Origin of the sequence: Amycolatopsis sp. Poz14, assembly GCF_006704225.1 — a bacterium.
GTDB lineage: Bacteria > Actinomycetota > Actinomycetes > Mycobacteriales > Pseudonocardiaceae > Amycolatopsis > Amycolatopsis nivea.
In genome coordinates, this window is sequence record NZ_JACLHD010000001.1 from 2404942 (window position 1) to 2431557 (window position 26616).

Here is a 26616-nt window from a genome sequence, read left to right on the forward strand (position 1 = left end):
AGGGCACGTCGATGACCGGTTCGATTCATCCGCAGTCGCACTCGCCGAGCAGCCCGGACCAGCTCTACGCGTGCAGGCCGCCCTGGGACATCGGCCGGCCGCAGCCGGCGTTTCGCCAGCTCGCCGACGCCGGGGACATCCGGGGCCGGGTCCTCGATGTCGGTTGCGGGACCGGTGAGCACGTGCTGATGGCTGCTTCGCTCGGCCTGGACGCCACGGGGGTCGACCTGGCTGAGACGGCGCTCCGCGCGGCCAAGGAGAAGGCCCGCGCCCGTAGCCTGACGGCCGAGTTCCGCCTCCACGACGCACGCCGTCTCGGCGACCTCGGCCGAACGTTCGACACGGTGCGCGATTGCGGGCTGTTCCACATCTTCGGTGCCGACGACCGCGCCGTCTTCGCCGAGAGTCTTCGCGCCGCGGTGGAACCGGGCGGGCGGTACTTCATGCTGTGCTTCAGCGACCGGGAAACCCGGGGCGACTGGTCGCACGTGCATCGGGTGCGCCGCGACGAGATCGTCGCCGCCTTCGCCGACGGCTGGCGGATCGACGCGATCGAACCGGCCGTCATCGAGATCATTCCCGATCCGGACGGCATTCATGCCTGGCTGTCCGCGCTGACGAGGAGCTGACCGATGCCGGTGTCCGAAGCCCGCATCCGGACCTCGCGTGCGAGCCGGTACCTCGTCCAGCTCTGCCGGCACGCCGAAGCGATGGGCGGGAAGGCGCGTGCACTGCACGGCCGCGGGGTGCGGCCCGAGGTCGGTGCCGTCGAATGGACCGACACGTCCGGGAAGATCGAGTTCAGCTGGGGGCGGTGCACTCTGCGCGCGACCGACGACACGTTGATCGTCCGGCTCGACATCGACGACGAAGACCGGCTGCGCGCGGCCGAAAAAGTCCTTGCCGCCACCCTCGAACGGTTCGGACGGCGGGACGGCCTGCACGTCGGCTGGGACCGCGTCGGCACCGTCGGTCCCGTGTCCGCGAACCCCGGACGCCCGCGGAAACGGCGGACCGCCGTGGCTCTCGCTGTCGCAGTCGTGCTGGCGGTGGCCGCGCACCTGGTGGTCGGCGGGCTCGCGCTGGCGTCCTGGGCATGGACGAGTGTGCTCGCCGACGTCGTGCTGGGCCTGGTCGTCCTGAAGATCGTCGTGGTGGCGGTGCTGTCCCGGCACCGGCTCCGCAACGGCCACGCGCGTCTGCGGGCCCTATACCCCCGACAGCGGGCACGCCGCGACCGCGACGCCGAACAGCAGCGTCGCACCCATCAACACGGGTAGCGAGGTCGCCGCCGTCGCGGCGAAACCGCAGGAAAACGCCTGGCGCAGCCGGCCGGGCGGTGCGATGCCCGCGTCCAGCCGCGCGAGCCGGACGGCCACGCCGTCGCGTGCCATCGCCAGAGACCCGTCCGGCGCACCGTGCCCGGCGACGGCGAGCAATGCCGCGCGCACCGCTTCGGCGCCGTGGCTGCGGACGGCGGCCGCGTCTGCGGTCAGCTCGACCAGTTCGCGGACGGCGCACGGAGCGCGGCGGAACAAGGGAACGAACGGCAGTCCCTGGCCCATCGCCTCGACCCAGCCGATCAGGAGATGGTGCCGGCCGCGGAGATGCGCTTTCTCGTGGGTCAACACGGCGGCCACTTCGCGGGCAGGCAGCTGCCGACGCAGTCCTTCGGTGGCGACGATGACGCCGCGGCCGTGGGCCACGCTGAACGCCAGCGGCCGGTCGTGCTCCAGCCACCAGGTCGCCGGTGCACCGCCTTCGCGGCGTGCCGCGATCCGCAGCAGCCCCAGGTGCTCGCGCCGCGTCCGGGCCCTCCGGCGGGCCATGCGGAGTCCGATCACTGCGAACCGGACAGCGAGAGCAACCAGCAGCAGGGCACCGGCCAGCCCCACGAGTTCCTCGGCCCGCGGAGACGTGCCGTGCGAGATCGCCGCCAGACAGCCGTGGACGGCGGCCACCACGCTCGTCCCGGTGCCGTGGCCGGGAAACAGCAGCAGCGCGATGCCGGACACCGCAGCCGCCAGCACGCCCGCAGTGGCCAGGAGCCACGCGGTGAGCAGGGCGGACGGATCGGTGCGGGTCAGATCAGCGCGGCCGAGCAGCCCGGGAATGGTGCGGCCCGCGAGGAACGCGCCCAGCAGCAACGCGAAGGCGGCCGTCATCGGGGCGGTCGCAGACCCTGCCGGAGCGCCTGGGACTCCTCGGCCGACGCGGAGCGGGCGAAGTGCAGCAGCACCGCCGCCGGGTCGCCGGACTCGTCGAGGACCTCGCGCAGGGACCGCGCGGCGGCGTCCGCGCGGCTGACCGACGGCCGGTAGAGATACGCTTTGCCGACGCGTTCGCGGACCGCCCACTCCTTGCGGTGCAGGTTGTCCAGCACGGTCATCACCGTGGTGTAGGCGAGATCCTTGCCGGTGTCGAGCCGGTCGAGCACGTCGCGCACCTTCACCGGGCCGTCGGCGTCCCACAGGACGTCCATCACCGCCCGCTCCAGCTCACCGAGACCGCGCACCGGACCTCCACGGGCAGCTCGCCACTCACTACTACCAACACTAGTATAGCTGGCCGGTTCCGCGGTCAACGGCCGCCGCCGTGCGGCCGGCGGCGCCCCTGCCGTCACGCGCCCCAATGCCAGGGACTCAGGCCGCGCAGCCCATGCCCGCCGACCGTCCACAAAGGACGTCAGTGCTGTCGGATGCCTGATCTATGACCATGTGGCCGGGTCTTGAGGTCCGTGAGGGGAACCCTGAGGGAATCAGATTCCCTCAGGGTGGCCCTCACGGACGCCTGGCCCCGCCCAGATCCTCCGACCTGGGCAAACCGCACCCGCAGCGCCGCCTTAAGTCCCCAGCATTGGTCACGCGCCCGCCCGAGTCAAAAGACGGGAGAAGTCCGTGAAGGACTCCTTGAGGGAACCAGATTCCCTCAAGGAGTCCTTCACGGACGTCCGCATCGCGCACCGGGCCCGTCCGCGAATCCGGCCGCGACGGGAGCGGTCCAGGCTCTCTTTTCCGCGCCTCCCCGCGGTCTGTGGCCGGGCCTGCTCGTCTTCGGCACCGATGCGGTTTAGTCTTACTGTGGGTAGTAGATGTGCTCCTGCGGCTCTTCGGCCGCAGCCGGTTCGAGTCCGGCGACGAGGTTGAAGGCGCCCGTGAGGTGGTTGAGCGACACCAGTCCGACCACGTCGGCGAGCGTGCGGTCGGTCCAGCCGTGCGCGCGCAGATCGGCGACGTCCTCGTCCGAGATCGAGGCTGGTTCGGCGAGCACGCGCACCGCGTAGGTGAGCAGCGCCGCCTCGCGGGCGTCGGGCGAGGTGGCTTGCCGGGCGAGGGCGATGTCCGCTTCGGACACTCCGGCGGCGCGCGCCGCCTCGGTGTGCGCGGCGAGGCACAGTGCGCAGCCGAGCCATTCCTGGACGGCGAGGGAGATCTTTTCGCTGAGCGCCCGGGGGAGTTTGACCCGTTTGATCGCCCGGGAGAGTTCGAGGTAACCCTGCAGCAGCGCGGGCGAGTGCGCCATCGTCGCGACCATCGCCCCGGGCTCGCCGGTGCGCGCGGTGATCTCGTCGAGCAGTTGCCGGGATTTCTCCGGTGCGGCGGACCTGTCGGGCGGCGTGAGGCGGGTCATGCGGGCTCCTGTCGTCGGGTGCGTTGACTACGGTACCCCCCTAGGGTATAAATGTGCCATGAGCGAGTCACCCGCGGCCGCCGGGCCCCACGGCTACAGCGAAGACAAAGAGGACTATCTCAAGCGGCTGCGCCGGATCGAGGGCCAGATCCGGGGGCTGCAGCGGATGGTCGAGGACGACAAGTACTGCATCGACATCCTGACTCAGGTGTCGGCGGCCACGAAGGCGTTGCAGGCGGTGTCGCTCGGGCTGATGGACGAGCATCTGCACCACTGTGTCGCCGAGGCGATCGCCGAGGGCGGCGCGGCTGCCGATGACAAGATCCGCGAGGCGAGCGACGCCATCGCCCGTCTCGTCCGTTCCTGAAAACCGTTGTCCCAGAAGGAGAATACCGTGAGCGAGCAGACCTACACCGTGACCGGCATGACCTGCGAGCACTGCGTGCGTTCGGTCACCGAGGAGGTCAGCGAGATCGAGGGCGTCACCGATGTCGCTGTCGACCTGCCGACCGGCAAGGTGACTGTGCGCGCAGTCAAGGACATCGACGTCGCGGACGTCCGCGGCGCGGTCGAAGAAGCCGGTTACCAGCTGACCGCCTGAGCGGCGGCTCTCGCGACTGCGGGCCAAGCCCGCGGTGAGGACTGAGGACATGAACACAGCAGCGAAGCTCTCCGCCTACGGTGTGGCGCTTGCTCTGGTCGCCGGCGGCGGCTGGGGCATCGGCACCGCTGTCGGTCCCTTCTCCGGCGCGGCCGGGGTGCACGGCGGCGAGGACGCCGGGCACGGGGACGCTCACAGCGGCACCGTCGCGGAGGCCGCGAACACCGACCAGCCCGGCGGGCTGGCGTCGTCCAGGGGCGGTTACACCCTCACGCCCACCAGCACGACGCTCACCCCCGGCACGACCAGCCCCTTCGCGTTCCGGATCACCGGGCCCGGCGGCGCGGCGGTGACCGCGTTCGACGTCGAGCACGAAAAACGCATGCACTTCATCGTGGTGCGCCGCGATACCACCGGATACCAGCACCTCCACCCGCAGCTCGGCGCGGACGGCGCCTGGACGGTGCCGCTGTCGGTCAAGGAGGCGGGCAGCTATCGGGCATTCGCCGACTTCACCCCGGCCGGCGGGACCGGGACGACGCTCGGCGTGGATCTGGTCGCTCCCGGCGACTTCCGGCCGGTGGCGCATCCCGAATCGAGACTGGCCACTGTGGACGGCTACCAGGTCCGGCTGACCGGAGACCTGGTTCCCGGCCGCGCGTCGAAGGTGACCGCGACGGTCACGCGCAACGGCGCGGAGGTCGTCGACCTGCAGCCCTATCTGGGCGCGTACGGCCATCTGGTGGCGTTGCGGCAGGGCGATCTCGCGTATCTGCACGTCCACCCGGACGGCGCCCCCGGCGACGGGAAGACCGCGGCCGGGCCGGCGGTGACCTTCTTCGCCGAAGTCCCGTCGGCAGGCGGCTACCGGTTGTTCCTGGACTTCCGGCACGGCGGCGCCGTGCACACCGCGGAGTTCACCGTCAGCACCACGGCACAGGGAGGGAACGGGTCATGACCGCCGAAGTGGAGAACCAGCCCGCGACCGGCGAGGTCGAGCTGGCCATCACCGGGATGACGTGCGCGTCGTGCGCGATGCGGATCGAGCGGAAACTGAACAAACTCGACGGGGTCACCGCGACCGTCAATTACGCGACGGAGAAGGCGAAGGTCGTCTACTCCGGCGACGTGGCGCCGGAGCGGCTGGTCGAGCAGGTCGAGGCGGCCGGTTACGGCGCGACCGTGCCCAATGCGGAGAAGGCTGCGAGCGAAGAAGGCGCCGAGGAAGAGGACGCCACCCGCCCGTTGCGGCAGCGGCTGATCGTTTCGACGGTGCTGTCGGTGCCGGTGATCCTGCTCGCGATGGTGCCGGCGTTGCAGTTCACCTATTGGCAGTGGATCTCGCTGGTGCTGGCCGCGCCGGTGATCGTGTGGGGCGCGTTGCCGTTCCACCGTGCCGCGTGGGCGAATCTGCGCCACGGCGCGGCCACCATGGACACGCTGATCTCGATGGGGACCATCGCGGCGTTCCTGTGGTCGCTCTACGCGCTGTTGTTCGGCACCGCCGGGGTGCCGGGCATGACGCACGCGTTCGAGCTGACGGTCCAGCGGATGTCCGGCGACGGCAACATCTACCTCGAGGTCGCGGCCGGGGTGACGACGTTCATTCTCGCCGGCCGCTATTTCGAGGCGAAGTCGAAGCGGCGCGCCGGTGCCGCGCTGCGGGCGCTGCTGGAACTCGGCGCGAAGGACGTCGCGGTGCTGAGGGACGGCCGGGAGCAGCGGATCCCGGTCGAGCAGCTGCGAGTCGGCGACTTGTTCGTCGTGCGGCCGGGGGAGAAGGTCGCCACCGACGGCGTGATCGAGGACGGCAGCTCGGCGGTCGACGCGAGCATGCTGACCGGCGAGAGCGTCCCGGTCGAGGTGGGTCCTGGCGACCCGGTGGTCGGGGCCACGGTGAACGCCGGGGGACGGCTGGTCGTGCGGGCCACCCGGATCGGCTCGGACACCCAGCTCGCCCAGATGGCGAAGCTGGTCGAGGACGCGCAAACCGGCAAGGCGCAGGTGCAGCGGCTGGCGGACCGGGTCTCGGCGGTGTTCGTGCCGATCGTGATCGCGCTCGCCGCCGGGACCTTGGCCTTCTGGCTCGGCGCCGGGGACACCGCTTCGGCGGCGTTCACCGCGGCGGTGGCGGTGCTGATCATCGCCTGCCCGTGCGCGCTGGGCCTGGCGACGCCGACCGCGCTGCTGGTCGGCACCGGCCGCGGCGCGCAGCTCGGGATCCTGATCAAGGGCCCGGAGGTGCTGGAGTCGACGCGGCGGGTGGACACCGTGGTGCTGGACAAGACCGGCACGGTCACCAGCGGGCAGATGGCGCTGGTCGAGGTGCACACCGCGGACGGCGTCGAACCTGACGACGTGCTGCGGCTGGCCGGCGCCCTGGAGGACGCTTCCGAGCATCCGATCGCGAAGGCGATCGCCCGGGGCGCCCGGGAGAAGGTCGGCGAGCTGCCCGCGGTCGAGGACTTCGCCAACGTGGAAGGCCTTGGCGTGCAAGGCGTCGTGGCCGGGGCGGCGGTGCTCGTCGGCCGCACGGCGCTGCTGGCGGAGTGGAGCCAGCACCTGCCCGCCGACCTGGTTTCGGCCAAGGCCGAGGCCGAGCGGCACGGCCGGACCGCGGTCGCGGTCGGATGGGACGGGAAGGCCAGGGCGGTGCTGGTCGTCGCGGACACGGTCAAGCCCACCTCGGCCGAGGCGATCGCCCGCTTGCGGGAGCTCGGCCTGACCCCGGTGCTGCTCACCGGCGACAACGAGGCGGTCGCCCGCTCGGTGGCCGCGGAGGTCGACATCGAGGAGGTCATCGCCGAGGTTCTGCCGAAGGACAAGGTCGACGTCGTCCGGCGGCTGCAGGGCGAGGGCAAGGTCGTGGCGATGGTCGGAGACGGCGTGAACGACGCCGCGGCACTGGCTCAGGCCGACCTGGGCCTGGCCATGGGCACCGGCACCGACGCCGCGATCGAGGCGGCCGACCTCACGCTGGTCCGCGGCGACCTGCGGGCTGCGGTCGACGCGATCCGGTTGTCGCGGCGCACGTTGCAGACGATCAAGGGCAACCTGTTCTGGGCCTTCGCCTACAACGTGGCGGCGCTGCCGCTGGCCGCGGCGGGACTGCTGAACCCGATGATCGCGGGCGCGGCGATGGCGTTCAGCTCGGTGTTCGTGGTGAGCAACAGCCTCCGCCTGCGCGGATTCCGGGCGGTCGGCTGAGCGCAGCGCCCCGGGACTCGCTCCCGTAGTTGTCCGTGAAGGACTCCTTGAGGGAATCAGATTCCCTCAAGGAGTCCTTCACGGACTTTTCGCGACGGGGGCCGCAGCGGACGGCGTCAGGCGAGGGTGAGGAACAGTTTCTCGAGCTGTTCCGCGGTCATCTCGGCCTCGTCGCCGTTGCCGTCGGCGGTGACGCAGTGGCGCAGGCCGCTGGCGATGATTTTGAAGCCGGCCCGGTCGAGGGCACGGGAGACGGCGGCGAGCTGGGTGACGACGTCCTTGCAGTCGCGGCCGTCGTCGATCATCGCGATGACGCCGGCGAGCTGGCCCTGCGCGCGGCGGAGCCGGTTGCGCACTTGGGTGACGGTGTCCTGGTCGCCGATCATGGGGTCCCCTCCCTGGCTGGTTTCACGAAGGCTCACAATACCCCGGCGGGTATATTCCTGGTCAGGAGCCGCGCTTGCGCCACGGCCACGAACGCGGCGGGCGCGGTGGCGAAGGGTGGCCGGGACACCACTGCGCGGCCGGCACGGCGGCTTTGACCTGGCCGACGTGCCGGCCGCAGCCGGCCCAGGTGGTTTTGCCGCAGGTGCGGCACGAGACGGGACGGCACATCAGACCGGTTGTCCCGCCGGCATGGCCGGGGCGCCGCGCCGCGGACGGCGGAGTTCGGCGAATCCGGGGACAGCCGAGGCAGTGCGCAGGGCGTCGAGCAGGGCCTGCCCTTCTGCCGGGGCGGGCAGTTCGGTCAGCACCGGGCCGAAGAAAGCCCGGCCGCCGATCGCGGTGATCGGGCTGCCCGCGGTGTCGCCGAGGGCGTCTTGGCTCGCCTGGTGCGCGGCTCGCACCGCCGGGTCCAGATCGGCGCAATCCGCTTTGGCCGCAAGGTCTTCCGGCAAGCCGACAGCGGTCAGCGCGGTGCGGAGCAGCGCGTTGTCCACCGGCAGCCGCTGCTCGTGGATCCGGCGGCCGAGCGCGACGTGGAACCGGGCGGCGGCGGACCGGTCCTCGATCGCCGCGAGGACGCGGCCGGCGCGCAGCGAATCCTCGATCCGCCGGCGATGCGCCTCGGCCACCTCGGTTCCTTCGTTGAGCACCGCGAGACTCATCGGCCGCATCGGGAACTCCGTCCGCGTGCCGTCGAGCCAGCGGTACGCCAGCCAGGCGAACGGGCAGACCGGATCCCCGTAGAGCACCACGTCGTTCATGCCAGCTCCCGGTCCACGGCGTTCAACGCGGATTCCAGCAGTTCGGCGGCCTCCCCGGCGACTTCGGAGACTCCGGCCGCCGGCGCGACTTCGGCCATGACCGCGGGATTGATCGCCTCGACGACCGTCTCGCCGGCGCCGTTCTCGCGGACGACCACGTTGCAGGGCAGCAGCAATCCGATCTCCCGGGTCGCCTCCAGCGCCCGGTGGGCGAGCGCGGGATTGCAGGCGCCGAGGATGGTGTAGCGCTCCATCCGCTCATCCAGCTTCTCGCGCAGGGTCGCTTGCACGTCGATCTCGGTCAGCACCCCGAACCCCGCTGCGGCCAGCGCGGCCCGCGTCCGCGCCATCACTTCGTCGAAGCCCGCGCCTCGGTAGGTGCGGGACAAACCCAGTTTCACGATTGCTCCTTCCGTTCGGCAGATACCCGGTGGGGTATTGGGCATGCCCCCTAGGGTATCAGTCGACCCGGTGTGGCGCCGAGCGCGAGCACGGTGAGCTGTGTTCAGGCTCGGCGATCGCGGCACGCTGGGACGGCAGGAACCGACGTGGGCAGAGGCCAAGCAGGGGAAGGACTGCCGCTGTCGCGCGGGAGACGTTCGGGCGATCAGGAGCAATGCCAGGAACTTACTAATCCGGCCAAAAGTAGGCCGACCCCGACCGCGGCACGTAACCGTTGCTACGAAAGCCATTCGGCCGTGGCTGTGGTCGGATTAGTAATGATCGGCACAGTAAGGCTGTGCTGCGGACGCGCTTCCGGCGTGTTCCCAGGCTCAGCTGGCTCGATCCGGTCGAGCGCACGTCGCTGTGGGCCCCGGACCCGGGACCACAACCTGGCCTCATGGTGGCAAAGCGGGCATTCCGGCACTGTTGGCGTCCTTTGTGGACTGTCAGTAGGCCGAGATCTCGGAGCCTTAAGTTCCTGGCATGGGCGATCAGGAGCGGAGCGGCGAAGCGGATCGTCCCCGGGACGCGGCAGCAGCCTTGGTCACGAGCAGGACACCAGGCCGGTGAGCACCACCAGTGCGCCCGCGACCAGTGCCGGGGCCAGCAACGCGGTGAGCCCGCCGGTCACGGCGGCGAGGCGGGCGGCCGCCCGGTTGGTGCGGGCCGGTCGTTCCCGGAGCCGGTCGAGCCGGATGGCGGTGTCGCCGCCGGCCATGGCGAGCGCTCGCCATGGCCCGCCGCCGGCGCGGATCGAAAGCAGCGCGGAGCACAACGGCCCGGTGCCGCACTGGGCAGCCGCGGCGTGGTCGGCCGACAGTTCGACGAGCAGCCGCACGGCGGCGGGCAGTTCCCGCATCAGCGGGACGAACCGCACAGTGCGGCCGAGAATGTCCGCGCACGCGGTAAGCAGGTGATGATGGCCGCGGACATGGGCCCGCTCGTGGGCCAGGACGGCGTCGAGTTCCGGTACCGAAAGCCGGGCGGCGAGCCCTTCGCTGGCGACGATCATCGCGCGCCGCCCGCCGAGGCTGTAGGCGACCGGCTCGTCGTGCGGCAGCCACAGCGTCGGCACGGACCGGGAGCCGGCCGAGCCGCACAACCGCAGGGCGGCCAGGTGGCGGCGGTACTGGCGATTGCGGCTCCGGCGCCGCCCGGCCGAGGCCACCGCCAGCCGGACGGCTCCGGCGAGGGCGAAGGCTCCCGCGCTCGCGCCGACGACCGGGTCCAGCAGCGGCACTTCGCCGTGGCTGAGCGCGGCCCAGCAGTCGTGCAGCGCCCGCAGCACCGCGTCGGCCGGGCCGTGCCCGGGCAGCACGAGCAGCAGCACTCCCGCGACAGCGCCCGCCAGGACCCCGGCGGCGCTCAGCAGCCACCAGGCGATCGCGGTGCCGGGAGAGATCCGGCCTGCGGCCAGCCTGCTCAGCGGGCGTGGCGACCACCAGCCCACGAACACGGCCCCGAGCAGGAGCGCCGCCGCGACGATCACCGCTTCCGCGACTTCCGGCGCAGCGCCCGGCGGAGGATGTCCGACTCCTCCTCGGACGCCGTCTGGACGAAGTGCAGCAGGACCGATTCCCGGTCCTCGGTGGAGTCCAGCAGATCGCGCACCGTCTGCGCGGTCGCCTCCTCGCGGGAGGCGGTCGCCTGGTAGTGGTACGCGCGGTTCCGCATCTCGCGCTCGACCCAGCCCTTGCGGTGCAGGTTGTCCAGCACCGTCATCACCGTGGTGTACGCGAGATCGCGGTGCTGGTTGAGCTCGTCGAGCACTTCCCGGACCCGCATGGGTTCCGCCGCGTTCCAGAGCACGTCCATCACCGACGCCTCGAGCTCGCCCAGTTTCAGCATGGCACCTCCGGGGATCAGGATACTTGCTCCGCCGGGATCACCCGACGATGCGCCGTGCTCCCATCAGGTGCCCGTCCCCGCGGATCGGCCGCACGTCGACCAGCTGGCCCTCGGTGGGCGCGTCGACCATCTTGCCGTTGCCGACGTACATGCCCACGTGATGGATCGCGCCGGCGCTGCCGGAACCGTCGTCGTAGAACAGCAGATCGCCCGCGACGAGCTGGTCCAGCGGCACGGCTTTGCCTGAGGTGAACTGCTGCCGGCTCGTCCGGGGCAAGGTGATCCCGGCTTGTTTGTACGCCCACGAGGTCAGCCCGGAGCAGTCGAACTGGCTCGGGCCGGTGGCGCCCCACTGGTATTCGGAACCGCGTTTGGACAGCGCCGCCTGCAGCGCGTCGTTCGCCGCGCCTGGAGGACCGAGATAGGAACCGCTGTCCTGCACCTGTCCCAGCTTCGTGCGGGCGGCCGAGGGCAGCTGCGCCAGCGCCTTGCGCACCTCGCCGATCTGCTTGTCGAGATCCGTCTTGCGTCCCTGGACTTCTTCCAGCGCGGTGGCGGCGTCGTTCGCGGCCAGCTGCGCCGATTTCTGCGCCTTCTCCGCGGCGGCCTTCGCGTTGTTCGCGGAGGCGACCGCGCGCTGCAGGCCGGTCAGTGTTTCGTTCTTCCGCTCCGCGAGCAGGGAGAGGATGGAGGCGCGATCGAGGAACTCCTGCCGGTTGCTGCTGTCGAGAAGCAGGGCTGTGTTGCTCAATTGGCCGCCTTCGAGCGCGGCGTTCGCGACCTGGTTCGCTTGCGGACGGAGCCGGTCGATCGCCGCCTGCGCGCCGACGACCTCGCCGTTGGCCTTGGCCACGGCCGCGTCGGCCGCGGCACGGTCGTTCTGCCGGGCGGTGAGCGACTCCTGTGCGCCCAGGAGGTCCTCGTCGGCCTTGGCCGCTTGTGCGCCGAGTTCCTGGTAGCGCTGCATCGGATCCTGGCTGCCGCCCGGGGGCGGCGCGGCCTGCGCCGCCGCGGGCAGGGTGGCCAATCCCAGGACGACGAGTGCGGCGGTGGCGGCTATCGGATGTCGGAAGGCACGACGCCGTTGCGGTGTCACGGGTGCTGAATCTCCTGTCGTGGGGACCTGCGTTCGGGGTGGACCGCCCCGCCGGCCCGCGGTCACATTAAGGTAACGCGCGGATCTTGTCCACTATCGCATCTAGTACTAGCGAAGCAGTTGTCGGAATCCGGTGAACAGGAAGGAAAACGTTCGTGCGGGAACGCACGAACCCGGGAGTAGACCCGGAGAACGGCAAAGCGGTGCGCCGGGGCCACGGCGGCCGTGGCCCCGGCGGCCCGGGTCAGCCCTGCGAGAGCAGCCCCTGCATTTCGGTGATCTCGGCCTGCTGGCCGTCGATGATCTTCTGCGCGAGCGCCTTGGCGTCGGCGTTGCCGCCCTTGGCCAGTTCCGTCTTGGCCATGTCGACCGCGCCCTGGTGGTGCTTGATCATCATGCCGAGCCACATCTTGTCGAACTCGGCGCCCTTCATCGTGTCGAGCTTGGCCATGTCCGCGTCGGACATCATGCCCGGCATCGACCCGCCCGGCATCGGCATCGAGGACGACGAGCCCATCCCCGGCATCGACGACATCCCCGGCATGTTGTGGTCGCTCATGCCCGGCATGGCCGAAGCGGAGGAAGAAGCGGCGCCCCACGCGGTGAGCCAGCCTTGCATCTGCTGGATCTCCGGGTCCTGAGCTTTGTCGATCCGGCCGGCGAGGTCGACGACCTTCGGGTTGGTGCTGCGCGAGGACACCATCTTCGCCATGTCCAGTGCCTGCTTGTGGTGCGGGATCATCTGCTGGGCGAAAGCGACGTCGTCGTTGTTGTGGCCCGCGGCCTGCTGGTTCGACGCGGGCGCGGGGGCGGACGACGAGCCCATCTGCATGCCGGACGGCTGATCGCCGCTGTTGCAGGCGCTGAGCGCGAGGGCCGACGCCACCGCGATGCCGCTGATCACCAGAGTTTTGCGCACGACAAATCCTTCTCTCGAAAAGTGATTGCTGAAATGACCGGTGGGGACCAGGCAGGCCCGGCCGGTCAGGTCCGCAGCACGCAGAGAGAAGCAAGGACCAGGCGGCCGCGTCTGTCCGGCGGCCGCCCGGGGACGGGCGAGCCGCGCGGACCGGCGGGGACCGGGAGCTTCGCGGCGGAATGCCTGCGGAAAGCCAGCAGCGCGAGCACCAGTGCGCCGACCGCGTACAGCACGGCGAGACAGAGGTGCAGCATCGTGTGCGCGCCGCCCGGCGTGCCGGGGTGTTCCTCGCCCGAGCCGGTGGGGGCCGCGTCTGCCATCGCGATGGGCGCGTCCGCCATCGCGGCGGGCACGGCGGCCGGGGCCATCGCGTGCGCGGAACCGCCGGGGAGGCTGATGTGGTGCATGGCGGCGATGCACAGCGCCAGCGCACCCAGCAGAAGGATCTGCCGGATGCCGCCGAGCCGGTTCGCCGCCATGCCCCCACCGTACTCAGGCACCGGGCCGCCGACGCTGCCGAGCCCGTCCGAGTGCTATGTCACCCAGTACGAGCGGGGGTAGTCGGCGGCCCGTGTTCAGGCCGCCGGGGCGAGCCGGTTCGCCGCGCCGAGGCTCCGGATCGCCCACGCGCAGGCTGCCCCGAGCAGGGCCAGGATCAACCACGGCGCGGCGGGCACCCCGGCGTCCCGGGCCAGGTCCAGCACGGTCCCGGTGAAGAGGTTGCCGAGCAGGATCCCGACTCCCACCACCGTGTTGTACAGCCCGTAGTGGGTGGCGACGAGCCGATTGCCCGACAGCGCGACGATGGTGTCCATTTCGAACGGGAACACCACCAGCGTGCCCAAAGCCAGCAGCGCCGCGGAGAGGATCAGCGGGACCCAGGTCAGGACTGCGGGGCCGCCGGCGGCACCGGCGGTCAGCGCGGGCGGCAGGAACGCCGCGGCCATCAGCAGCAGGCCGGTGGCGAGGCAGCGGCCCGGGCTCCACCGTTCGCGGCACCAGGCGGTGATCCGGAGCTGCCCGGCGATCGCGAGGGCGCCGGACAGTCCGAAAAGGATCGCGACCAAGGCGGTGCCGGAGAAACCGGGGCCGGCGATCCGGCGCGCCTCGAGCGGCAGCGCGAGGTACACCTGGAACGACAGCACGTACGAGCCGATCATGGCGAGCGAGAACAGCACGAACGAGCGGTTCCGGAACACCCCGGCCCAGTCTTGCCGGATCGAGCGCGGCTGCGCGGGACGCTCGGCCGAGTGCGCCGGCAGCGCGCGGATCTGCAGGACCGTGAGCACCGCGAACACCGCGGCCGCGGTCAGGCAGGTCACCTTGAACGCCACGCTGGTCAAGACGAGCCCGACGACCGGGCCCAGCAGGATGCCGGTCTGGTAGAAGACGTTGAACAGCGCGAACGCCTCGACCCGCCGCTCGCCCGCGTCCGCCGCCAGGTAGGCGCGCACGGCCGGGTTGAACAGCGCACCGGCGAACCCGGTGGCGGCCGAGGCGATGATCAGCGCCGGGACCGAATCGACCAGGCCCAGCAGGGCGAACCCGCCGGTGCGCAGCGCGCAGCCGGCGATGATGAGCGGCTTGTAGCCCAGCCGGTCGGCCAGCGTGCCGCCGATCAGGAACATGCCCTGCTGGGAGAAGTTGCGCACGCCCATCACCAGCCCGACGACCCAGCCGGCCAGCGCGAGGTCCGCCGACAGGTGCGAGGCCAGATACGGCATCAGCATGTAGAAGCCGAGGTTGATGGTGAGCTGGTTGAGCATGAGCAGCCGGGAAGGCCGGTCGAAGGACCGGTACCGGGTGATGAGCGAGGTCACCGGACCACCGCCAGGGTCGGGTCGACGACGTGCGTGCACCGGGTCCAGCGCTGCACGACCCGGTCGGCGGGAGCGCCGATGCGGTCGGGTTCCGCGGCGGGCGGCGCGTCGAGGAGACCGTGCTGCCGGCAGTAGTCGTCGTTGTAGACGGTGTCGAAGTACCGGTTCGGTCCGTCCGGGAAGACGGCGGCGATCCGGGCGTCGGCGGGTTCGGTGCGGGCCAGCCATCCGGCGACGTGCGCGACCGCGCCTACGCTCCAGCCGCCGGTGGCGTGGTGGGACGCGGCGAGCCGGCGGCAGGTCCAGGCCGCTTCCGCGGGGGAGACCCAGTGGACCTCGTCGAACCCCGCGTAGTCGACGTTGCGCGGGTAGATGCTGGAGCCGAGCCCGCGCATGAGCCGGGGTGCCGCGGGCTGGCCGAAGATGGTCGAGCCCACCGTGTCCACGCCGACGACCTTCAGGTGCGGGAAGTATTCCCGCAGCACCCGCGAGACCCCGGCGGAGTGGCCGCCGGTGCCGACCGAGCAGACGAGCACGTCGACCCGGCCGAGCTGGGCGACCAGTTCCAGGGCGAGCGGCGCGTAGGCCGCGACGTTGTCCGGGTTGTGGTACTGGTCCGGGCAGTAGGCTCCCGGCCGCTCGGCGAGCAGCCGGCGCACCCGTTCGCGGCGGGCTTCCTGCCAGCCGCCGGTCGGGTGCGGTTCGGTCACGAGCTCGACCCGGGCGCCGTAGGCGGACAGCATCCGGTGCACGATCGGCTCCAGGCCTGGATCGGTCACCACCGTCACAGGGTGGCCGTGCACGATGCCTGCCAGTGCGAGCCCGAGGCCCAGCGTGCCGCTCGTCGATTCGACGATCGGGGCTCCGGGGGCCAGTTCGCCGCGGGCACGGGCCTGCTCGACCATGTGCAGTGCGGGCCGGTCTTTCATGCCGCCGGGGTTGAATCCTTCGAGCTTGGCCCAGAAGCCGCGTCCCGCGGAGGCGAAGGGCTGATCGACCCAGAGCACCGGGGTGTTGCCGACCGCGCGGGCCGGGCTGTGGCACCGCGCGGCGGCGGTGAGCAGTTGAGGGGGAGAATTCGTTGCGGCAGGGGGCAAGACGGTTTCCATCGAGTCTCTTTTCGCGTGAGTGCCGCGGGCGCGGCGGAACGGGGTGACGGCAGGGGTTCCGGCGCCCGTCAGATCCGCGAGACGCAGAGCTCGATCAGAAGTGCCGAGCCGGGGGATCCCCGGGGCGGCGGCCGTGCGGCCCATGGGCGCGACAGCGGGCGCGCCCCGGGCACCAGGCAGGCCGCGGCTGCCGTGGTGAGCACGGCCAGCCACAGGAAGTCGTTGGCGCTGCGAAGGAATCGGCAGAGCGTGTCGCTGCCGTCGTGGCCGTGGTGCCCTGATCCGCATCCCGGGTCGCTCGGCACCGCCGCGGTGTCGTTCGCGGCCGCGGCGTGCACGACGGCGGACCCGGCGTGGCCGGTCTCGCAGCAGGGTTGCGCGTGCAGGACCAGGAAACCGAACAGCACAGCGAAGACGGCCAGGGCGCGCCAGCCGGCGCGACGCTTCGTGGCGGAATGACACCTCACAGTCAGCGGACCGTATCAGCGATGATCTTGTGCTCGCCACGTTCTGCGGCTGCGATCACCTTGCCATGACTGCGGATTCACTCGTTTGATATGACTACTACGTACGGTAGTTGAAATCCGCGTGACGGGAATCCGACGAACGGCCGGAGCCGGTCGGGTCAGCGGCTGTCCGCCGACCGGCGCACGCGGCTACTACTCTACTAAGTAGAGAAGTAGAAATCGGCCCCCTTGCGACTTTCGTAGCTGTGCCACCGGATCACGCCGGGCTACTTTCATGCGCACTGTCCGCACTCCCGGACGGGTCCCCACGGAAATCGCAAGGAGTTTGCCATGCGCAAATGGCGGCTGCTTTTCCTCACGTCGTTCGCGGTCGCGGCTCTCGCGGCCACTACGGCGGAGGCGTCGGCAAGCAACAGCTGGAACGGATACCACTGGGCTCGCTCGTCCACCTCCAGCACGGTGCGCCTGACCGTGCTCGACAGCGTCACGTCGAGCTGGGACGCCAACCTCAGCAAGGCCAATGCCGACTGGAACCGGTCACCGGTGTTCGAGAACACCCTTTCCACGAGCGACAGCAGCGCGACGACCCGGCGCAGCTGCCCCGCGGCGGCCGGGAAAGTCCGGGTGTGCAACTACACCTACGGCAGCACCGGCTGGCTCGGCGTCGCCGAAATCGATTTGTCGAGCGGCACCCACATCGCGTGGGGAACCACGAAGGTCAACGATTCCTATTCGATGGGGACTTACGCCAAACAGCACGTGATTTGCCAGGAGGTGGGCCACGACTTCGGCCTGGACCACCAGTTCACCAACGCGGGTTCGTGCATGGACTACGCCGGGCAGAGCGACCCGGCCTACGTTTCCCCCAATTCGCACGACTACAGCGAACTGCTCTCGATTTACAACCACGGAGACGGTTCGGCCGCGGCCTCGAACGGCTCGCAGTCGAAGATCGTCGCCGGGGGCGTCGTGACCTCGATCTTCTGGAAGGACTGACCGTCGCGCACCGGCCGGCCCGGCACCTCCGGGGCGGCCGGTGTCCCCTTGTGCGAGGAGATTCCATGAAACCAGCGGTGCCGACAGCTTTTCTGGGAATGCTCGCGGTCGTGGCGGGCGGCTGCAGCTCGGCGGCTCCCCGGGGCGACTCCATTCCTTCGCATCAGCCGTCCGCGGTCAAGGTCCCGTCCGGGACGGTCGACATCGTCGTGGCGGAGCCGGCCAGCCGTGCGGGCCGCGCCGTCCGCTATTTCCGGCTTGAAGACGGCCAGGGAAAAGCGGTGCTGGAGCGTGAATTCCGGACCGCTCCGGCGGAGTTGTCCGCGCCGTTGGCGGTCGGCCGCTACCGGGTGGTCACTTGGACCAGGGACTGCACCGGCGCCTGCCGGGATGCCGTGGACGCGAACCTCGGCCGGGCAGCCGGCATTTGCGGAACCCGTATTACCGTCCCGAATGAAGCGGTGACACGGGTTTCCGTCAGTGCACCGTCCGGTGTGGACTGTTCGATGCGGACAGGCTAGGGCGTCGCGGGTGTGCGGCCGGACTGGCCGAGCAGGACCACGAGCACCGAAACCAGCGCGGATACGGCCACGACTCCGCCGACCAGTTCGGCCGACCAGCGAATACCGTAGGACAGTTGCACCGCCGCCAGCACCCCGGACCACAACAGGACCGGGACGATTCCCGCAGCCGCCAGTGATTGTGCGCGGCGCGACGCTCCCGCTCGTCGTACGCCGTAGAGAGCGGCATCGGCTGCGAGCCCGGCGACAGCGGCGGCGAGAACGACCCGCCCGCCGGTGAAGCCGAAGTCGACGAGCGTGGACGCGAGAACCGCGTGCGCGGTCAGGAACACCGTGGTGGCGCCGAACGGCAGCTTCCACGTCCGGGCGAGGTAGGCCAGCGGCGCGACGACTACGAGGGAGGTCAGCACGTAGCTGCCCAGTCCGGCCTCTGCCCTGGTCTCCGCCGCGATGTGGGCCGGGTGCCCTCGGGGAAGTGCCCGACCGTGTAGACCGGGGCATCGCTGAAGAATCCGGACAGGAAGCTCAACGCGAACGCCGCGACCGCCGACAATGCCAGCAGCGCCAGCACTGTCGCCGCCAGCGACGGTTCGCCTTTCACCCGAGCCGACAGGACCGGCCCCGCCAACAGGAACCCGGCACCGGCGAACAACAGCAGATGCGACGGGCTCAGCAACGCGTCGATCCCGGCCTCGATGCCGAACACCTCGTGCCACGCGAGATCGGCCGCGCCTCCCGCGGCGAAGATCCCGGCGCCCACGAGCGGCCAGCCGTATCCCGCCGGAGGGGCGAGGACCGCCCGCCAGGGCGGCGCCGTTCCGCGCCGCCGCCAGCCCATCGCCAGCAACCAGAGGCCGAGCAGGAGCAGGCCGCCGTAGAGCAGTCCGTGCCACGGCGTGAAGAACGAATCCGGCAGGCCCAGCCAGTGCGCCCGCCCGTCGAGGAACACCGCGACGACGAGCCACAGGCCCAGCAGCGCGGCTCCGATGTCCTCCCAGCGGGCGCTGAACGCGCGACCGGCAGGGGCGAGGCCGGACCGGCTCGCGGTCGTTGCTGCTTCCCGATGCGTGACCATCACGTCCTCCTATACCGGGCAGGGGTATCGAATAACCTGAAGATATACCCCGTGGGGGTATTAGGCAAGCGTGAGGTGCGCTGCCGCGGCGAGCGGGGGACATCGGTACGGCGCGGACGATCTGTCCGGGTGGCGGTCATCCTGTGTGCCAAAGAGGCTGGGCTCGGCCTGCTGTGGCAGCGCGCGGAAATTCGGCGCCGGATGGTCGGTTCGCGGGCGTCACTGGACCTGATCGAGTGCGCTTTGGGCTGCGATCACGAGGATTTCATGCGGCGCGCCCGTTTTCGTGCGGTCGCGGCAGGCGGTCCTGGGATCGAGGCGGGCACGGACGCGGGCCTCGGAGGAACGAGGCCCGCGTCCGCGTTACGCGCCGGCCGAGGGGGAGGGTCCGGCGCGGCCGCGAGACAGCATGCGGGAAGCTCGCGACATAACCGACATACTAGGAAACTTAGTAATTGATGGCAAGGCGGGATTCCGGAAGGCTCCTCGCGTACTACGATCTCGCTTAGTAGAGGTGGCTGGTGCGAGGAGTTGTGACATGCCGAAGGTGTCGACGAGAGGGCGCGACCGCCGCGCGAGGCAGCGCGCGCTCGAGGCCGGGGTCCGCCGCGCGGCGGTCAAGCCCGAGAAGGCCGGCTACACCGGCGCGTACCGGAAATGGCTCGTCGTGCGGGTCGCGGGTTTCGTGCTGATGGGGGTCGGGGTCGTGATGGCGATCGTCCACATCGGAGCGCACCTGGGGAAGTTCTCCTTGCTGCCGACGGTGGGCTTGCAGGACCTGCTGATCGGCTGGCCGATGGCGGGCGTGCTGTTCCTCATCGGCGGGGTGTTCGCGGGCCGGCGGTTTCGCGCCTGACCGTCCTGCGCCGCAGGAGCACCGCGCCGAGCAGGGCTCCGGCGAGCGCGCCCGCGACATTGGCGAGCACGTCGGCGAGGCTGCACCACCGGCCGGGGATCTGCGATTGGGCCAGTTCGATCGCGGGCGGCAGCGTGAGGGCGAGCACGACTGCGGGTACGGTGCGGCCGACGGTGAGCACTGCCGAGGCGGTCAGCGGCAGGAGAAGGAGCAGGTTGAGCACGTTGCCGGCGATCCCGCCGCCAGAGTTCAGCACCGTGCCCACGAGGTCGGGGAAGTCCTCGGGCAGGCAGGCGTGCAGGCCGTTGGTGTGCCGCTCGCTGCCGGGTGGCAGAGTGAGCGCGAGAACCGCGGACAACAGCACGACGGTGATCAGGATGCCGCGCGCGGGCCACTCGGTCCGCTTGGCCAGCGGCCGGGCCGCGGAGAGGCCGACGAGTGCGCCGAGGGCCAGTACGGCAATGGTCCAGGCGGACACGGGCACGACGGCGCCGAATACCAGCACGGCTGCTCCTCGCTGCAGTCCGGCGGGGAAGCCGGGCGGGACACGGGAGCCGACATAATACTAAGTGAAATAGTATCAACGGGGTGAGTTCATTGCGTCTACCATGCTGCGGAACGGATCCGGTGCGGTCCTGGGAACCGGCGTGACCGAGACAGCGGAGGAAGCCGCTCCGGTCCGGACGAGGTCGCGGGTGCGGCTGCACCCGGTGCTGGTGGCCGTCCCGATCGGATGCTGGTTCGCGAGCACGGTGCTGGACCTGGCGGCGCGCTCGCACGATCCACGGGAATTCACCACCGCGGCAACGTGGCTGGTCGGGATCGGGCTGCTCGGCGCAGCGGTCGCCGGGTTCGCGGGATTTGTCGACGGGTTGCCGATCCGCTCGGGCACTGCCGCCTACCGGCGCCTGCTGGTGCACCTGAGCCTGGCGATGGCGCTCATCCTGGCGTACCTGGTCGAGTACGTGCTCCGGCTGGGCGCTCCGCCCGACCGGGCGATCCCGGCGGGCGTGCTGGTTTACGCGCTCGCCAACGCGGCGGCGCTCGTGGCGACCGTGGTGTGGGGCGCGCTGGTCGCGCACCGGCTCGGGACTGCGCTGCCGGATGGTGGCGGCGAAGGCTGACACGGATCGGACCGCCAGACGGCATCGGTAGTTCGTGGGTGAGCACCCGGACGTGAAGCGCGAGGCGGCGAGGTGCGGGCGGTTGCCGAGGCGGCGATCCGTGCAGCAGCAGAGGCAGGACAACCCGGCCGACCTGATCAACGTCGCGTGGAGGAGCTGGTGCGGCCTGCTGAGGGTCGCCGGGGCACGTGACGCCGGACGCGATGGCAGCCGTGCTCCGCACGGATGTCAACCCGCGGTTCACTACGATGGTCGCGGCCCGGGCTGACGGGCCGAGTGTGCCTGCCTGGATCGCGGCCCGGTGGCGGACCCGGCCGCGCGGCGTAGCGAGTTCGATCGGACGAAGACCTGGGCGCAGGCGACCACGCTGGGCAAGTTCCAAGGCACGACTGGCGGATTTGCAGGCACCGCACGCGATCGGCCCGGCCGGGCTGTGGTTGGAGGGGCGTGCTGCCGGGGAATGTCGTGCGCTTCGCCGGTGAGGCAAGGATGGCTGCGTCGACATGTGCGAGACCGGCGACTCGAAGTGGGTGACGTTGCTGATCAGCCCGCTGCACAGTAGCGGATCGAGGAGAGTCGCGGTGATTGCCATGTTCTGAAGCACATGGCTGGGACTGTGCGAGCGAGCAGCGGAACGGCTGGCGGCGCTTCAGGACGAGCGGCGGAAGCTGAGTGGCTGGGCGGCGCAGCTGTCTGCGGCGTTCGAGCGGTGTCGGCCTACCACGGCAACAACTAACTGCCCTCGCTGGAGGGGATCTGCCGCTCGCGCCGCCGGTCGCTGTTCACCCTGGTCGACGTTCGATCTTGAGGGTCGAGGTCGAGTTCACGAATTTGGTGGGCTGTGATCCGATCTTGATCTCGCGGGATCACGGTGCCGAGTCCCTCGTGGTGCCATCGGTGGCGCGGAGACTGGCCAGAACCAGCACAGCGCCGCCGACGGTGATGAAGACATCGGCGAGGTTGAATGTGGGGAACCAGCCGGTGTGCAGGTAGTCGGTCACGACCCCGTCGGCGGCCCGGTCGGCGAGGTTGGCGATCGCCCCGGCCAGCACCGCGGCCAGCCCCAGCCGTACAGCCAGGTTCGCCGTGCGTGCTTTGCGCCAGGCGAACACCGCGAGCCCGGCGACGATCAACCCGGTGACACCGAGCACCACCCAACCGGGCAGGGTGTCGCCGAGGCTGAACGCCACCCCGGAGTTGAACGTCAGCCGCAGCTGAATCACCCCGAGATCGGCCGACGTCCCGTCAGCCAAGGCCCCGCTCGCCCAGGCTTTCAGGCCGAGGTCGAGCGCGGCCAGCAGCGCGGCGGTGGCCGCCAGCGCGACCCGTGCTCGGGTCACTCTGGCCGTGCGAGTGGGTTGACCGGTCGTCACGAGGACACCCCGACCGCGGCGGACATCGACGCCGTCTGCCTGCGACCTCCTGTGATCTGCAGGGACTTGGTGCGGCCGGCGCGGACGCCGTTGGCGATGACGACGACCTCGGCCAACTCATGCACCAGTACCACCGCGGCCAAGCCGACCACGCCGAACAACGCCAGCGGGATCAACACGGTGATCAACCCGAGGGACAGGCCGACGTTCTGCAGCATGATCCGCCGGGCGCGGCGGGCGTGGGTGAACGCCTGCGGCAGGTGCCGCAGGTCCTCGCCCATGAGCGCGACGTCAGCGGTCTCGATCGCCACGTCGGTGCCCATCGCGCCCATCGCGATGCCCAGATCGGCGGTGGCCAGGGCCGGCGCGTCGTTGACGCCGTCGCCCACCATCGCGGTGGAGCGCTGGCTGCGCAGCTGTTCGATCAGGCGAGCCTTGTCCTCCGGGCGGAGTTCGGCGTGCACGTTTTCGATCCCGACGTCCTTCGCCAGTGCGGTGGCGGTGGCGTGGTTGTCGCCGGTGAGCATCGCGACGTGGTAGCCGTCCCGGCGAAGCTGCGCCACCACCTCGACGGCTTCCGGGCGAAGCTCGTCGCGGACCGCGATCGCGCCGACGACCTGGCCGTCCTGCTCGACCAGCACCGCGGTCGCGCCGGCCTGCTGCATCCGCGCCACGTCCGTCGCCAGTGAGCTGGGTTCGAGCCAGCCGGGACGCCCCAGCCGAACGGTGCGCCCGTCCAGACGGCCGGTGAGACCCGCCCCGGTGACCGCCTCCACGGCCGAGGCCGGGGTGACCTCGTCGACCGCGGCAAGGATCGCCCTCGCGAGAGGATGTTCGCTGCGGGCCTCCAATGCTGCTGCCAGGTGCAGGACCTGCTCGCGGCTCGCGCCATGGGTGGTGGCGACGTCGATGACGGCGGGCCGGTTCGCGGTGAGGGTGCCGGTCTTGTCCAACGCGACTCCGCGGACCGCACCGAGCGCTTCGAGGGCGGCACCGCCCTTGACCAGCACGCCGAGCTTGCTGGCCGCGCCGACCGCGGCCACGACCGCGACGGGCACGGAGATCGCCAGCGCGCACGGGGAGGCGGCGACGAGCACGACCAGGGCACGCTCGATCCAGGTGACCGGGTCGCCGAGCAGGCTGCCGACCGCAGCGATCAGCGCGGCGGCGATCATGATGCCCGGCACCAACGGTTTCGCGATGCGGTCCGCGAGGCGTTGGGAGGCGCCCTTACGGGCCTGTTCGGCTTCCACGATCCGCACGATCCGCGCCAGGGAGTTGTCCTCCGCGGTGGTGGTGACCTCGACTTCGAGCACGCCGGTGCCGTTGATCGATCCAGCGAACACCTCGCTGCCGGGACCTGCCTCGACCGGCACCGATTCGCCGGTGATCGCCGAGACGTCCAAGGCAGTACGGCCGTCGCGGATGATGCCGTCGGTGGCGATTCGCTCACCGGGCTTGACCAGCATGCTGTCGCCGACCCGCAGCTCGGCCGGCGACACCATGACCTCCGTGCCGTCGCGCAAGACGGTGGCCTGCTCGGGAACCAGGGACAGCAGGGCACGCAGGCCGCGACGGGTGCGGGCCAGCGAGTACTCCTCCAGGCCCTCACTGATGGAGAACAGGAAAGCCAGCATCGAGGCCTCGCCGACCTCGCCGAGAATGACCGCGCCGACCGCGGCGATCGTCATCAGCGTGCCGACCCCGATCTTGCCCTTCACCAGCCGCTTCAGCGTGGACGGGACGAAGGTGTAGGCACCGGCCAGCAACGCCGCCACCTCCAGCACCAGCTCCACCGGCCGCGCCGCGCCGGCCCAGCCGGCGATCAGCGCGGCGAGCAGGAACGCTCCAGAGCTCGCCGCGAACTGCAGTTCCTTGACTTGCCACAGCCGCTCCGGCTCGTGCTCCTCGGCCTCCACGCTCACAGGTTCTTCGTGGCCGCAGCCGCACGCGTCACTCATCGAGCACTCTCCTTGCTATCCCGAATCACGCTGTCCGGGGTTGCGTCGGCCGCGGCGTCGGTGCCGTAGTTCGGGCACAGCGCCACCGCGTTGCCGGTCGCGGCCAGCAGCGTCTCCGCCGACGCCAGCAGGTCCATCAACTCCGGCCGGGCGAGGCTGTAGAACACCTGCCGGCCCTGCGGGCGGCCCACCACCAGCGCGCAATCACGCAGGCAGGCCACGTGCGCCGAGACCGTGGACTGCGCCATCCCCAGCGCGGCCACCAGGTCTGCGACCCGCGCCTCCCCATGAGCGAGGCGTTGCACGATCGCCAGCCGGGTGGCGTCGGAGAGACTGTGGAACAGCGCCACCGCCGGGTCCAAGCCCGCGCCCACGCTCGACGCGAGGCATCCATCCCTGCTTATCATCGCCACAAGACGATGATAGCAGCAATTGGCGATTCAAACGACAACGACTGCGTCAGAGGACGTGCCCGGACTCGCTCGGACCCCAGTAATCCATTTATGCGCATATCACTATACTTGAGGCAGGATAGGCAGCGGACGTGAGCGATGACGACGCGAGAGGTGCAGCGATGAGTAGCGCGACAGGCGAGCAGCCGACAGGCGGCGGGGCGGGGTTGTTGTGCCCGAAATGTGTGTCCCAGATGCTGCCGGTGAACCGGTTCGGGGTGGAGATCGACCAGTGCACCGGTTGCGGCGGGGTATTCCTCGACCGCGGCGAGATGGAACAGCTGGCCACGGCGGAGGCCAGGTTCTACGCCGCCGCCCAGCCCACCCCGCCGTCGCAGCCTGCGCCGCCGCAGTACGCGGCACCGGCTCAGCCGTACTACCCGCCACCCGCCTACGGCGAGCGCCGCCATGGCGGCGGGTTCCTGGGTGAGCTGTTCGGGCAGCACGAGTACCGTCCGCAGCACGGAGGGCACCACGGTGGCCACCACTGAACACCAGGCCCAACGTGCCGGGCAGGCGGAGGGGACCGGCGAGACCGGACACGGACACGGGCACGGGGTGTCGGCGAACGCGGACCGGAAGTGGCTCGGTCTCGCGCTCGGGCTGATCGTGGCGTTCATGACGGCCGAGGTGGTGGTCGGGCTGATCGCCGGATCGCTGGCGCTGATCTCCGACGCCGGGCACATGCTCACCGACGCCGCGTCGATCGTGCTCGCGCTCATCGCGATCCGGCTGGCGGCCCGGCCCGCGCGCGGCAACTACACCTACGGCCTCAAACGCGCCGAGATCCTCTCCGCCCAGGCCAACGGCATCACCCTGCTGTTGCTGACCGCGTGGTTCGTCTACGAGGGCGTACGCCGGCTCATCGACCCCCCACCGGTGGAGGGGCTGCTGGTGTTCATCACCGCACTGGTGGGCATCGCGGTCAACGTGGCCGCGTCCTGGTGCATCAGCCGCGCCAACCGGTCCAGCCTGAACGTCGAGGGTGCGTTCCAGCACATCCTCAACGACCTCTACGCGTTCATCGCGACCGCGGTCGCCGGTGGCGTGATCCTCTGGACCGGCTTCGCCCGCGCGGACGCCATCGCCGCGTTGATCGTCGCGGCGCTGATGGCCAAGGCGGGCTGGGGCCTGGTCAAGGAATCCGGGCGGATCTTCCTCGAAGCCGCCCCCGCGCACCTGGACCCCGAGGCGATCGGCGGCGAGTTGGCCGCCGTGCCCGACGTAGTGCAGATTCACGACCTGCACATCTGGCAGATCACCTCCGGCGACACCGCGCTGTCCGCGCACATCCTCGTCAAACCGGGCGCCGACTGCCACGCCATCCGCCAGGGCGTCGAGGAGATCATGCGCGCACGCCACCACCTGGAACACACCACCCTGCAGGTCGACCACACCACACCCGAGGCCGACGACGAGCACTGCGACCACCCGCACGGCCGGACCTACCGACCCCAGCCATGAACCCCGGCCCAGGTCAGCTCAACGTTTCCACGCGGGCCTGGGCCGGCCGCGCCCGCACGGAGGAACCCACCATGACGACCACGCTACTGGCCGCCGGCTCAGGCACGGCCGGAGTCTGGACCCTGATCGCCATCGTCGTCGCCCTCGCCGCCGCGCTCACCGGAATCGGCATCGCCCAAGCCCGCGACCCCGAACGCCGCCGCATCGCCGCCCAGGCGGGCGAAGCCGGCGCCACCACGACCGGCATGCCCTCCGGAGTCGAGGATCCTGACGGTGCCGCGGCAGGCGACGACGCGGCCGACGACCGCCCGGATGACGGCCTTCCCGAGAGCAGAACGAGAGGCTCCGAGGACGGGGCCGCGCCGAATTCCCCGTAACCGCCCGACGGTGACAGCGGCCTGAGCGAGCATCCGCGTGGCCGTGACCCGAGACCGACAGGACCCGT

Annotated in this window: 33 protein-coding genes; 13 read left to right on the forward strand and 20 right to left on the reverse strand. The window is 70.7% G+C overall.

Annotated elements, in window-relative coordinates:
- Positions 1-11 precede the first annotated feature (11 nt).
- Together FKO37_RS11790 and FKO37_RS11795 are read left to right on the forward strand one after the other, a co-directional pair.
- Positions 12-629, forward strand: coding sequence for a class I SAM-dependent methyltransferase (locus FKO37_RS11790; protein ID WP_037359740.1), 618 nt, complete (start codon positions 12-14; stop codon positions 627-629).
- A gap of 3 nt (positions 630-632) precedes the next feature.
- Positions 633-1280 (forward strand): DUF2218 domain-containing protein, encoded by a 648-nt coding sequence (locus FKO37_RS11795; protein ID WP_051165922.1) that lies wholly within the window; start codon positions 633-635, stop codon positions 1278-1280.
- Here the strand turns inward: FKO37_RS11795 and FKO37_RS11800 are convergent.
- The 3 genes from FKO37_RS11800 to FKO37_RS11810 all read right to left on the reverse strand — a co-directional run bounded on the left by FKO37_RS11800 (position 1209) and on the right by FKO37_RS11810 (position 3630).
- On the reverse strand, positions 1209-2165 hold the full coding sequence (locus FKO37_RS11800) for a M56 family metallopeptidase (protein WP_037359743.1): 957 nt from the start codon (positions 2163-2165) through the stop codon (positions 1209-1211). The genes FKO37_RS11795 and FKO37_RS11800 overlap by 72 nt on opposite strands.
- Positions 2162-2515 (reverse strand): BlaI/MecI/CopY family transcriptional regulator, encoded by a 354-nt coding sequence (locus FKO37_RS11805; protein WP_037359746.1) that lies wholly within the window; start codon positions 2513-2515, stop codon positions 2162-2164. Before FKO37_RS11805 ends, FKO37_RS11800 begins: the two co-directional genes overlap by 4 nt.
- A 560-nt stretch (positions 2516-3075) precedes the next feature.
- Positions 3076-3630, reverse strand: coding sequence for a carboxymuconolactone decarboxylase family protein (locus FKO37_RS11810; protein WP_037359749.1), 555 nt, complete (start codon positions 3628-3630; stop codon positions 3076-3078).
- Positions 3631-3688: 58 nt separating this feature from the next.
- On the opposite strand from FKO37_RS11810, the gene FKO37_RS11815 reads away from it, so the two are divergent.
- The 4 genes from FKO37_RS11815 to FKO37_RS11830 are packed head-to-tail and all read left to right on the forward strand — an operon-like array spanning position 3689 to position 7438.
- Positions 3689-3997 (forward strand): metal-sensitive transcriptional regulator, encoded by a 309-nt coding sequence (locus FKO37_RS11815; protein WP_037359752.1) that lies wholly within the window; start codon positions 3689-3691, stop codon positions 3995-3997.
- 27 nt (positions 3998-4024) lie between these two features.
- Positions 4025-4231 carry a heavy-metal-associated domain-containing protein gene (locus tag FKO37_RS11820; protein WP_037359755.1) on the forward strand — a complete coding sequence of 69 codons (207 nt, stop codon included), beginning with the start codon at positions 4025-4027 and terminating at the stop codon, positions 4229-4231.
- A 49-nt stretch (positions 4232-4280) separates the two neighbouring features.
- On the forward strand, positions 4281-5189 hold the full coding sequence (locus FKO37_RS11825) for a hypothetical protein (protein WP_037359758.1): 909 nt from the start codon (positions 4281-4283) through the stop codon (positions 5187-5189).
- Complete coding sequence (locus FKO37_RS11830) at positions 5186-7438, forward strand: cation-translocating P-type ATPase (RefSeq protein WP_037359760.1); 2253 nt, start codon at positions 5186-5188, stop codon at positions 7436-7438. The genes FKO37_RS11825 and FKO37_RS11830 overlap by 4 nt, the downstream gene beginning before the upstream one ends.
- Positions 7439-7554: 116 nt before the next feature.
- On the opposite strand, the gene FKO37_RS11835 is transcribed toward FKO37_RS11830, so the two are convergent.
- The 11 genes from FKO37_RS11835 to FKO37_RS11885 all read right to left on the reverse strand — a co-directional run bounded on the left by FKO37_RS11835 (position 7555) and on the right by FKO37_RS11885 (position 16349).
- Positions 7555-7824, reverse strand: coding sequence for a metal-sensitive transcriptional regulator (locus FKO37_RS11835; protein WP_037359763.1), 270 nt, complete (start codon positions 7822-7824; stop codon positions 7555-7557).
- Between the two features lie 228 nt (positions 7825-8052).
- Positions 8053-8646, reverse strand: a complete 594-nt coding sequence (locus FKO37_RS11840; protein WP_037359766.1) for a hypothetical protein — start codon at positions 8644-8646, stop codon at positions 8053-8055.
- Entirely contained in the window at positions 8643-9047 is a 405-nt protein-coding gene (locus FKO37_RS11845) for a DUF302 domain-containing protein (protein WP_037359769.1), read from the reverse strand. Before FKO37_RS11845 ends, FKO37_RS11840 begins: the two co-directional genes overlap by 4 nt.
- Positions 9048-9634: 587 nt before the next feature.
- Positions 9635-10579, reverse strand: coding sequence for a M56 family metallopeptidase (locus tag FKO37_RS11850; RefSeq protein WP_037359772.1), 945 nt, complete (start codon positions 10577-10579; stop codon positions 9635-9637).
- The gene (locus FKO37_RS11855; protein WP_037359775.1) at positions 10576-10938 is read right to left on the reverse strand and encodes a BlaI/MecI/CopY family transcriptional regulator; all 363 of its coding nucleotides are present in this window, start codon (positions 10936-10938) and stop codon (positions 10576-10578) included. The genes FKO37_RS11850 and FKO37_RS11855 overlap by 4 nt, the downstream gene beginning before the upstream one ends.
- A 37-nt stretch (positions 10939-10975) precedes the next feature.
- The gene (locus tag FKO37_RS11860; RefSeq protein WP_037359777.1) at positions 10976-12034 is read right to left on the reverse strand and encodes a C40 family peptidase; all 1059 of its coding nucleotides are present in this window, start codon (positions 12032-12034) and stop codon (positions 10976-10978) included.
- Positions 12035-12278: 244 nt separating this feature from the next.
- On the reverse strand, positions 12279-12953 hold the full coding sequence (locus FKO37_RS11865; RefSeq protein ID WP_037359780.1) for a DUF305 domain-containing protein: 675 nt from the start codon (positions 12951-12953) through the stop codon (positions 12279-12281).
- Positions 12954-13018: 65 nt separating this feature from the next.
- On the reverse strand, positions 13019-13432 hold the full coding sequence (locus FKO37_RS11870; RefSeq protein WP_037359783.1) for a hypothetical protein: 414 nt from the start codon (positions 13430-13432) through the stop codon (positions 13019-13021).
- Between the two features lie 96 nt (positions 13433-13528).
- Entirely contained in the window at positions 13529-14773 is a 1245-nt protein-coding gene (locus FKO37_RS11875; RefSeq protein WP_037359786.1) for an MFS transporter, read from the reverse strand.
- Positions 14770-15882 (reverse strand): PLP-dependent cysteine synthase family protein, encoded by a 1113-nt coding sequence (locus FKO37_RS11880; protein WP_037359789.1) that lies wholly within the window; start codon positions 15880-15882, stop codon positions 14770-14772. The genes FKO37_RS11875 and FKO37_RS11880 overlap by 4 nt, the downstream gene beginning before the upstream one ends.
- 68 nt (positions 15883-15950) lie before the next feature.
- The gene (locus tag FKO37_RS11885; RefSeq protein WP_037359793.1) at positions 15951-16349 is read right to left on the reverse strand and encodes a hypothetical protein; all 399 of its coding nucleotides are present in this window, start codon (positions 16347-16349) and stop codon (positions 15951-15953) included.
- A gap of 330 nt (positions 16350-16679) precedes the next feature.
- Here FKO37_RS11885 and FKO37_RS11890 point away from each other — a divergent pair, with 330 nt between their 5' ends.
- A complete protein-coding gene (locus FKO37_RS11890; RefSeq protein WP_051165923.1) occupies positions 16680-17345 on the forward strand; it encodes a hypothetical protein in 666 nt (221 codons plus the stop codon).
- Positions 17346-17410: 65 nt separating this feature from the next.
- Positions 17411-17866 (forward strand): hypothetical protein, encoded by a 456-nt coding sequence (locus FKO37_RS11895; protein WP_101437989.1) that lies wholly within the window; start codon positions 17411-17413, stop codon positions 17864-17866.
- Here the strand turns inward: FKO37_RS11895 and FKO37_RS11900 are convergent.
- Both FKO37_RS11900 and FKO37_RS11905 read right to left on the reverse strand, forming a co-directional pair.
- Positions 17863-18276 (reverse strand): hypothetical protein, encoded by a 414-nt coding sequence (locus FKO37_RS11900; RefSeq protein WP_037359798.1) that lies wholly within the window; start codon positions 18274-18276, stop codon positions 17863-17865. The two genes, FKO37_RS11895 and FKO37_RS11900, sit on opposite strands and share 4 nt — an antisense overlap.
- On the reverse strand, positions 18270-18941 hold the full coding sequence (locus FKO37_RS11905; RefSeq protein WP_037359801.1) for a hypothetical protein: 672 nt from the start codon (positions 18939-18941) through the stop codon (positions 18270-18272). The genes FKO37_RS11900 and FKO37_RS11905 overlap by 7 nt, the downstream gene beginning before the upstream one ends.
- 538 nt (positions 18942-19479) lie before the next feature.
- Between FKO37_RS11905 and FKO37_RS11910 the strand changes: the two genes are divergently transcribed.
- On the forward strand, positions 19480-19797 hold the full coding sequence (locus FKO37_RS11910; protein ID WP_200862801.1) for a hypothetical protein: 318 nt from the start codon (positions 19480-19482) through the stop codon (positions 19795-19797).
- Here FKO37_RS11910 and FKO37_RS11915 read toward each other — a convergent pair.
- Positions 19757-20302, reverse strand: coding sequence for a VanZ family protein (locus tag FKO37_RS11915; protein ID WP_037359803.1), 546 nt, complete (start codon positions 20300-20302; stop codon positions 19757-19759). The two genes, FKO37_RS11910 and FKO37_RS11915, sit on opposite strands and share 41 nt — an antisense overlap.
- A 142-nt stretch (positions 20303-20444) precedes the next feature.
- On the opposite strand from FKO37_RS11915, the gene FKO37_RS11920 reads away from it, so the two are divergent.
- Positions 20445-20921 (forward strand): DUF2231 domain-containing protein, encoded by a 477-nt coding sequence (locus tag FKO37_RS11920; RefSeq protein WP_158242502.1) that lies wholly within the window; start codon positions 20445-20447, stop codon positions 20919-20921.
- 866 nt (positions 20922-21787) lie between these two features.
- Here the strand turns inward: FKO37_RS11920 and lspA are convergent.
- Genes lspA through FKO37_RS11935 form a run of 3 tightly spaced genes read right to left on the reverse strand, consistent with a single transcriptional unit; the run spans position 21788 to position 24668 of the window.
- On the reverse strand, positions 21788-22261 hold the full coding sequence (lspA, locus tag FKO37_RS11925; RefSeq protein ID WP_101437990.1) for a signal peptidase II: 474 nt from the start codon (positions 22259-22261) through the stop codon (positions 21788-21790).
- Positions 22262-22290: 29 nt separating this feature from the next.
- Entirely contained in the window at positions 22291-24255 is a 1965-nt protein-coding gene (locus FKO37_RS11930; RefSeq protein WP_037359806.1) for a cation-translocating P-type ATPase, read from the reverse strand.
- Positions 24252-24668 carry a helix-turn-helix transcriptional regulator gene (locus tag FKO37_RS11935; RefSeq protein ID WP_037359808.1) on the reverse strand — a complete coding sequence of 139 codons (417 nt, stop codon included), beginning with the start codon at positions 24666-24668 and terminating at the stop codon, positions 24252-24254. Before FKO37_RS11935 ends, FKO37_RS11930 begins: the two co-directional genes overlap by 4 nt.
- A 161-nt stretch (positions 24669-24829) precedes the next feature.
- Here FKO37_RS11935 and FKO37_RS11940 point away from each other — a divergent pair, with 161 nt between their 5' ends.
- The 3 genes from FKO37_RS11940 (at position 24830) to FKO37_RS11950 (ending at position 26548) form a co-directional block, all read left to right on the forward strand.
- A complete protein-coding gene (locus tag FKO37_RS11940; RefSeq protein ID WP_081655065.1) occupies positions 24830-25198 on the forward strand; it encodes a zf-TFIIB domain-containing protein in 369 nt (122 codons plus the stop codon).
- Positions 25185-26171, forward strand: coding sequence for a cation diffusion facilitator family transporter (locus tag FKO37_RS11945; RefSeq protein ID WP_235079083.1), 987 nt, complete (start codon positions 25185-25187; stop codon positions 26169-26171). The genes FKO37_RS11940 and FKO37_RS11945 overlap by 14 nt, the downstream gene beginning before the upstream one ends.
- Before the next feature lie 71 nt (positions 26172-26242).
- Positions 26243-26548: a hypothetical protein gene (locus FKO37_RS11950; protein ID WP_037359811.1), complete on the forward strand. Its 306-nt coding sequence runs from the start codon at positions 26243-26245 to the stop codon at positions 26546-26548.
- The last annotated feature ends 68 nt before the right edge of the window (positions 26549-26616 follow it).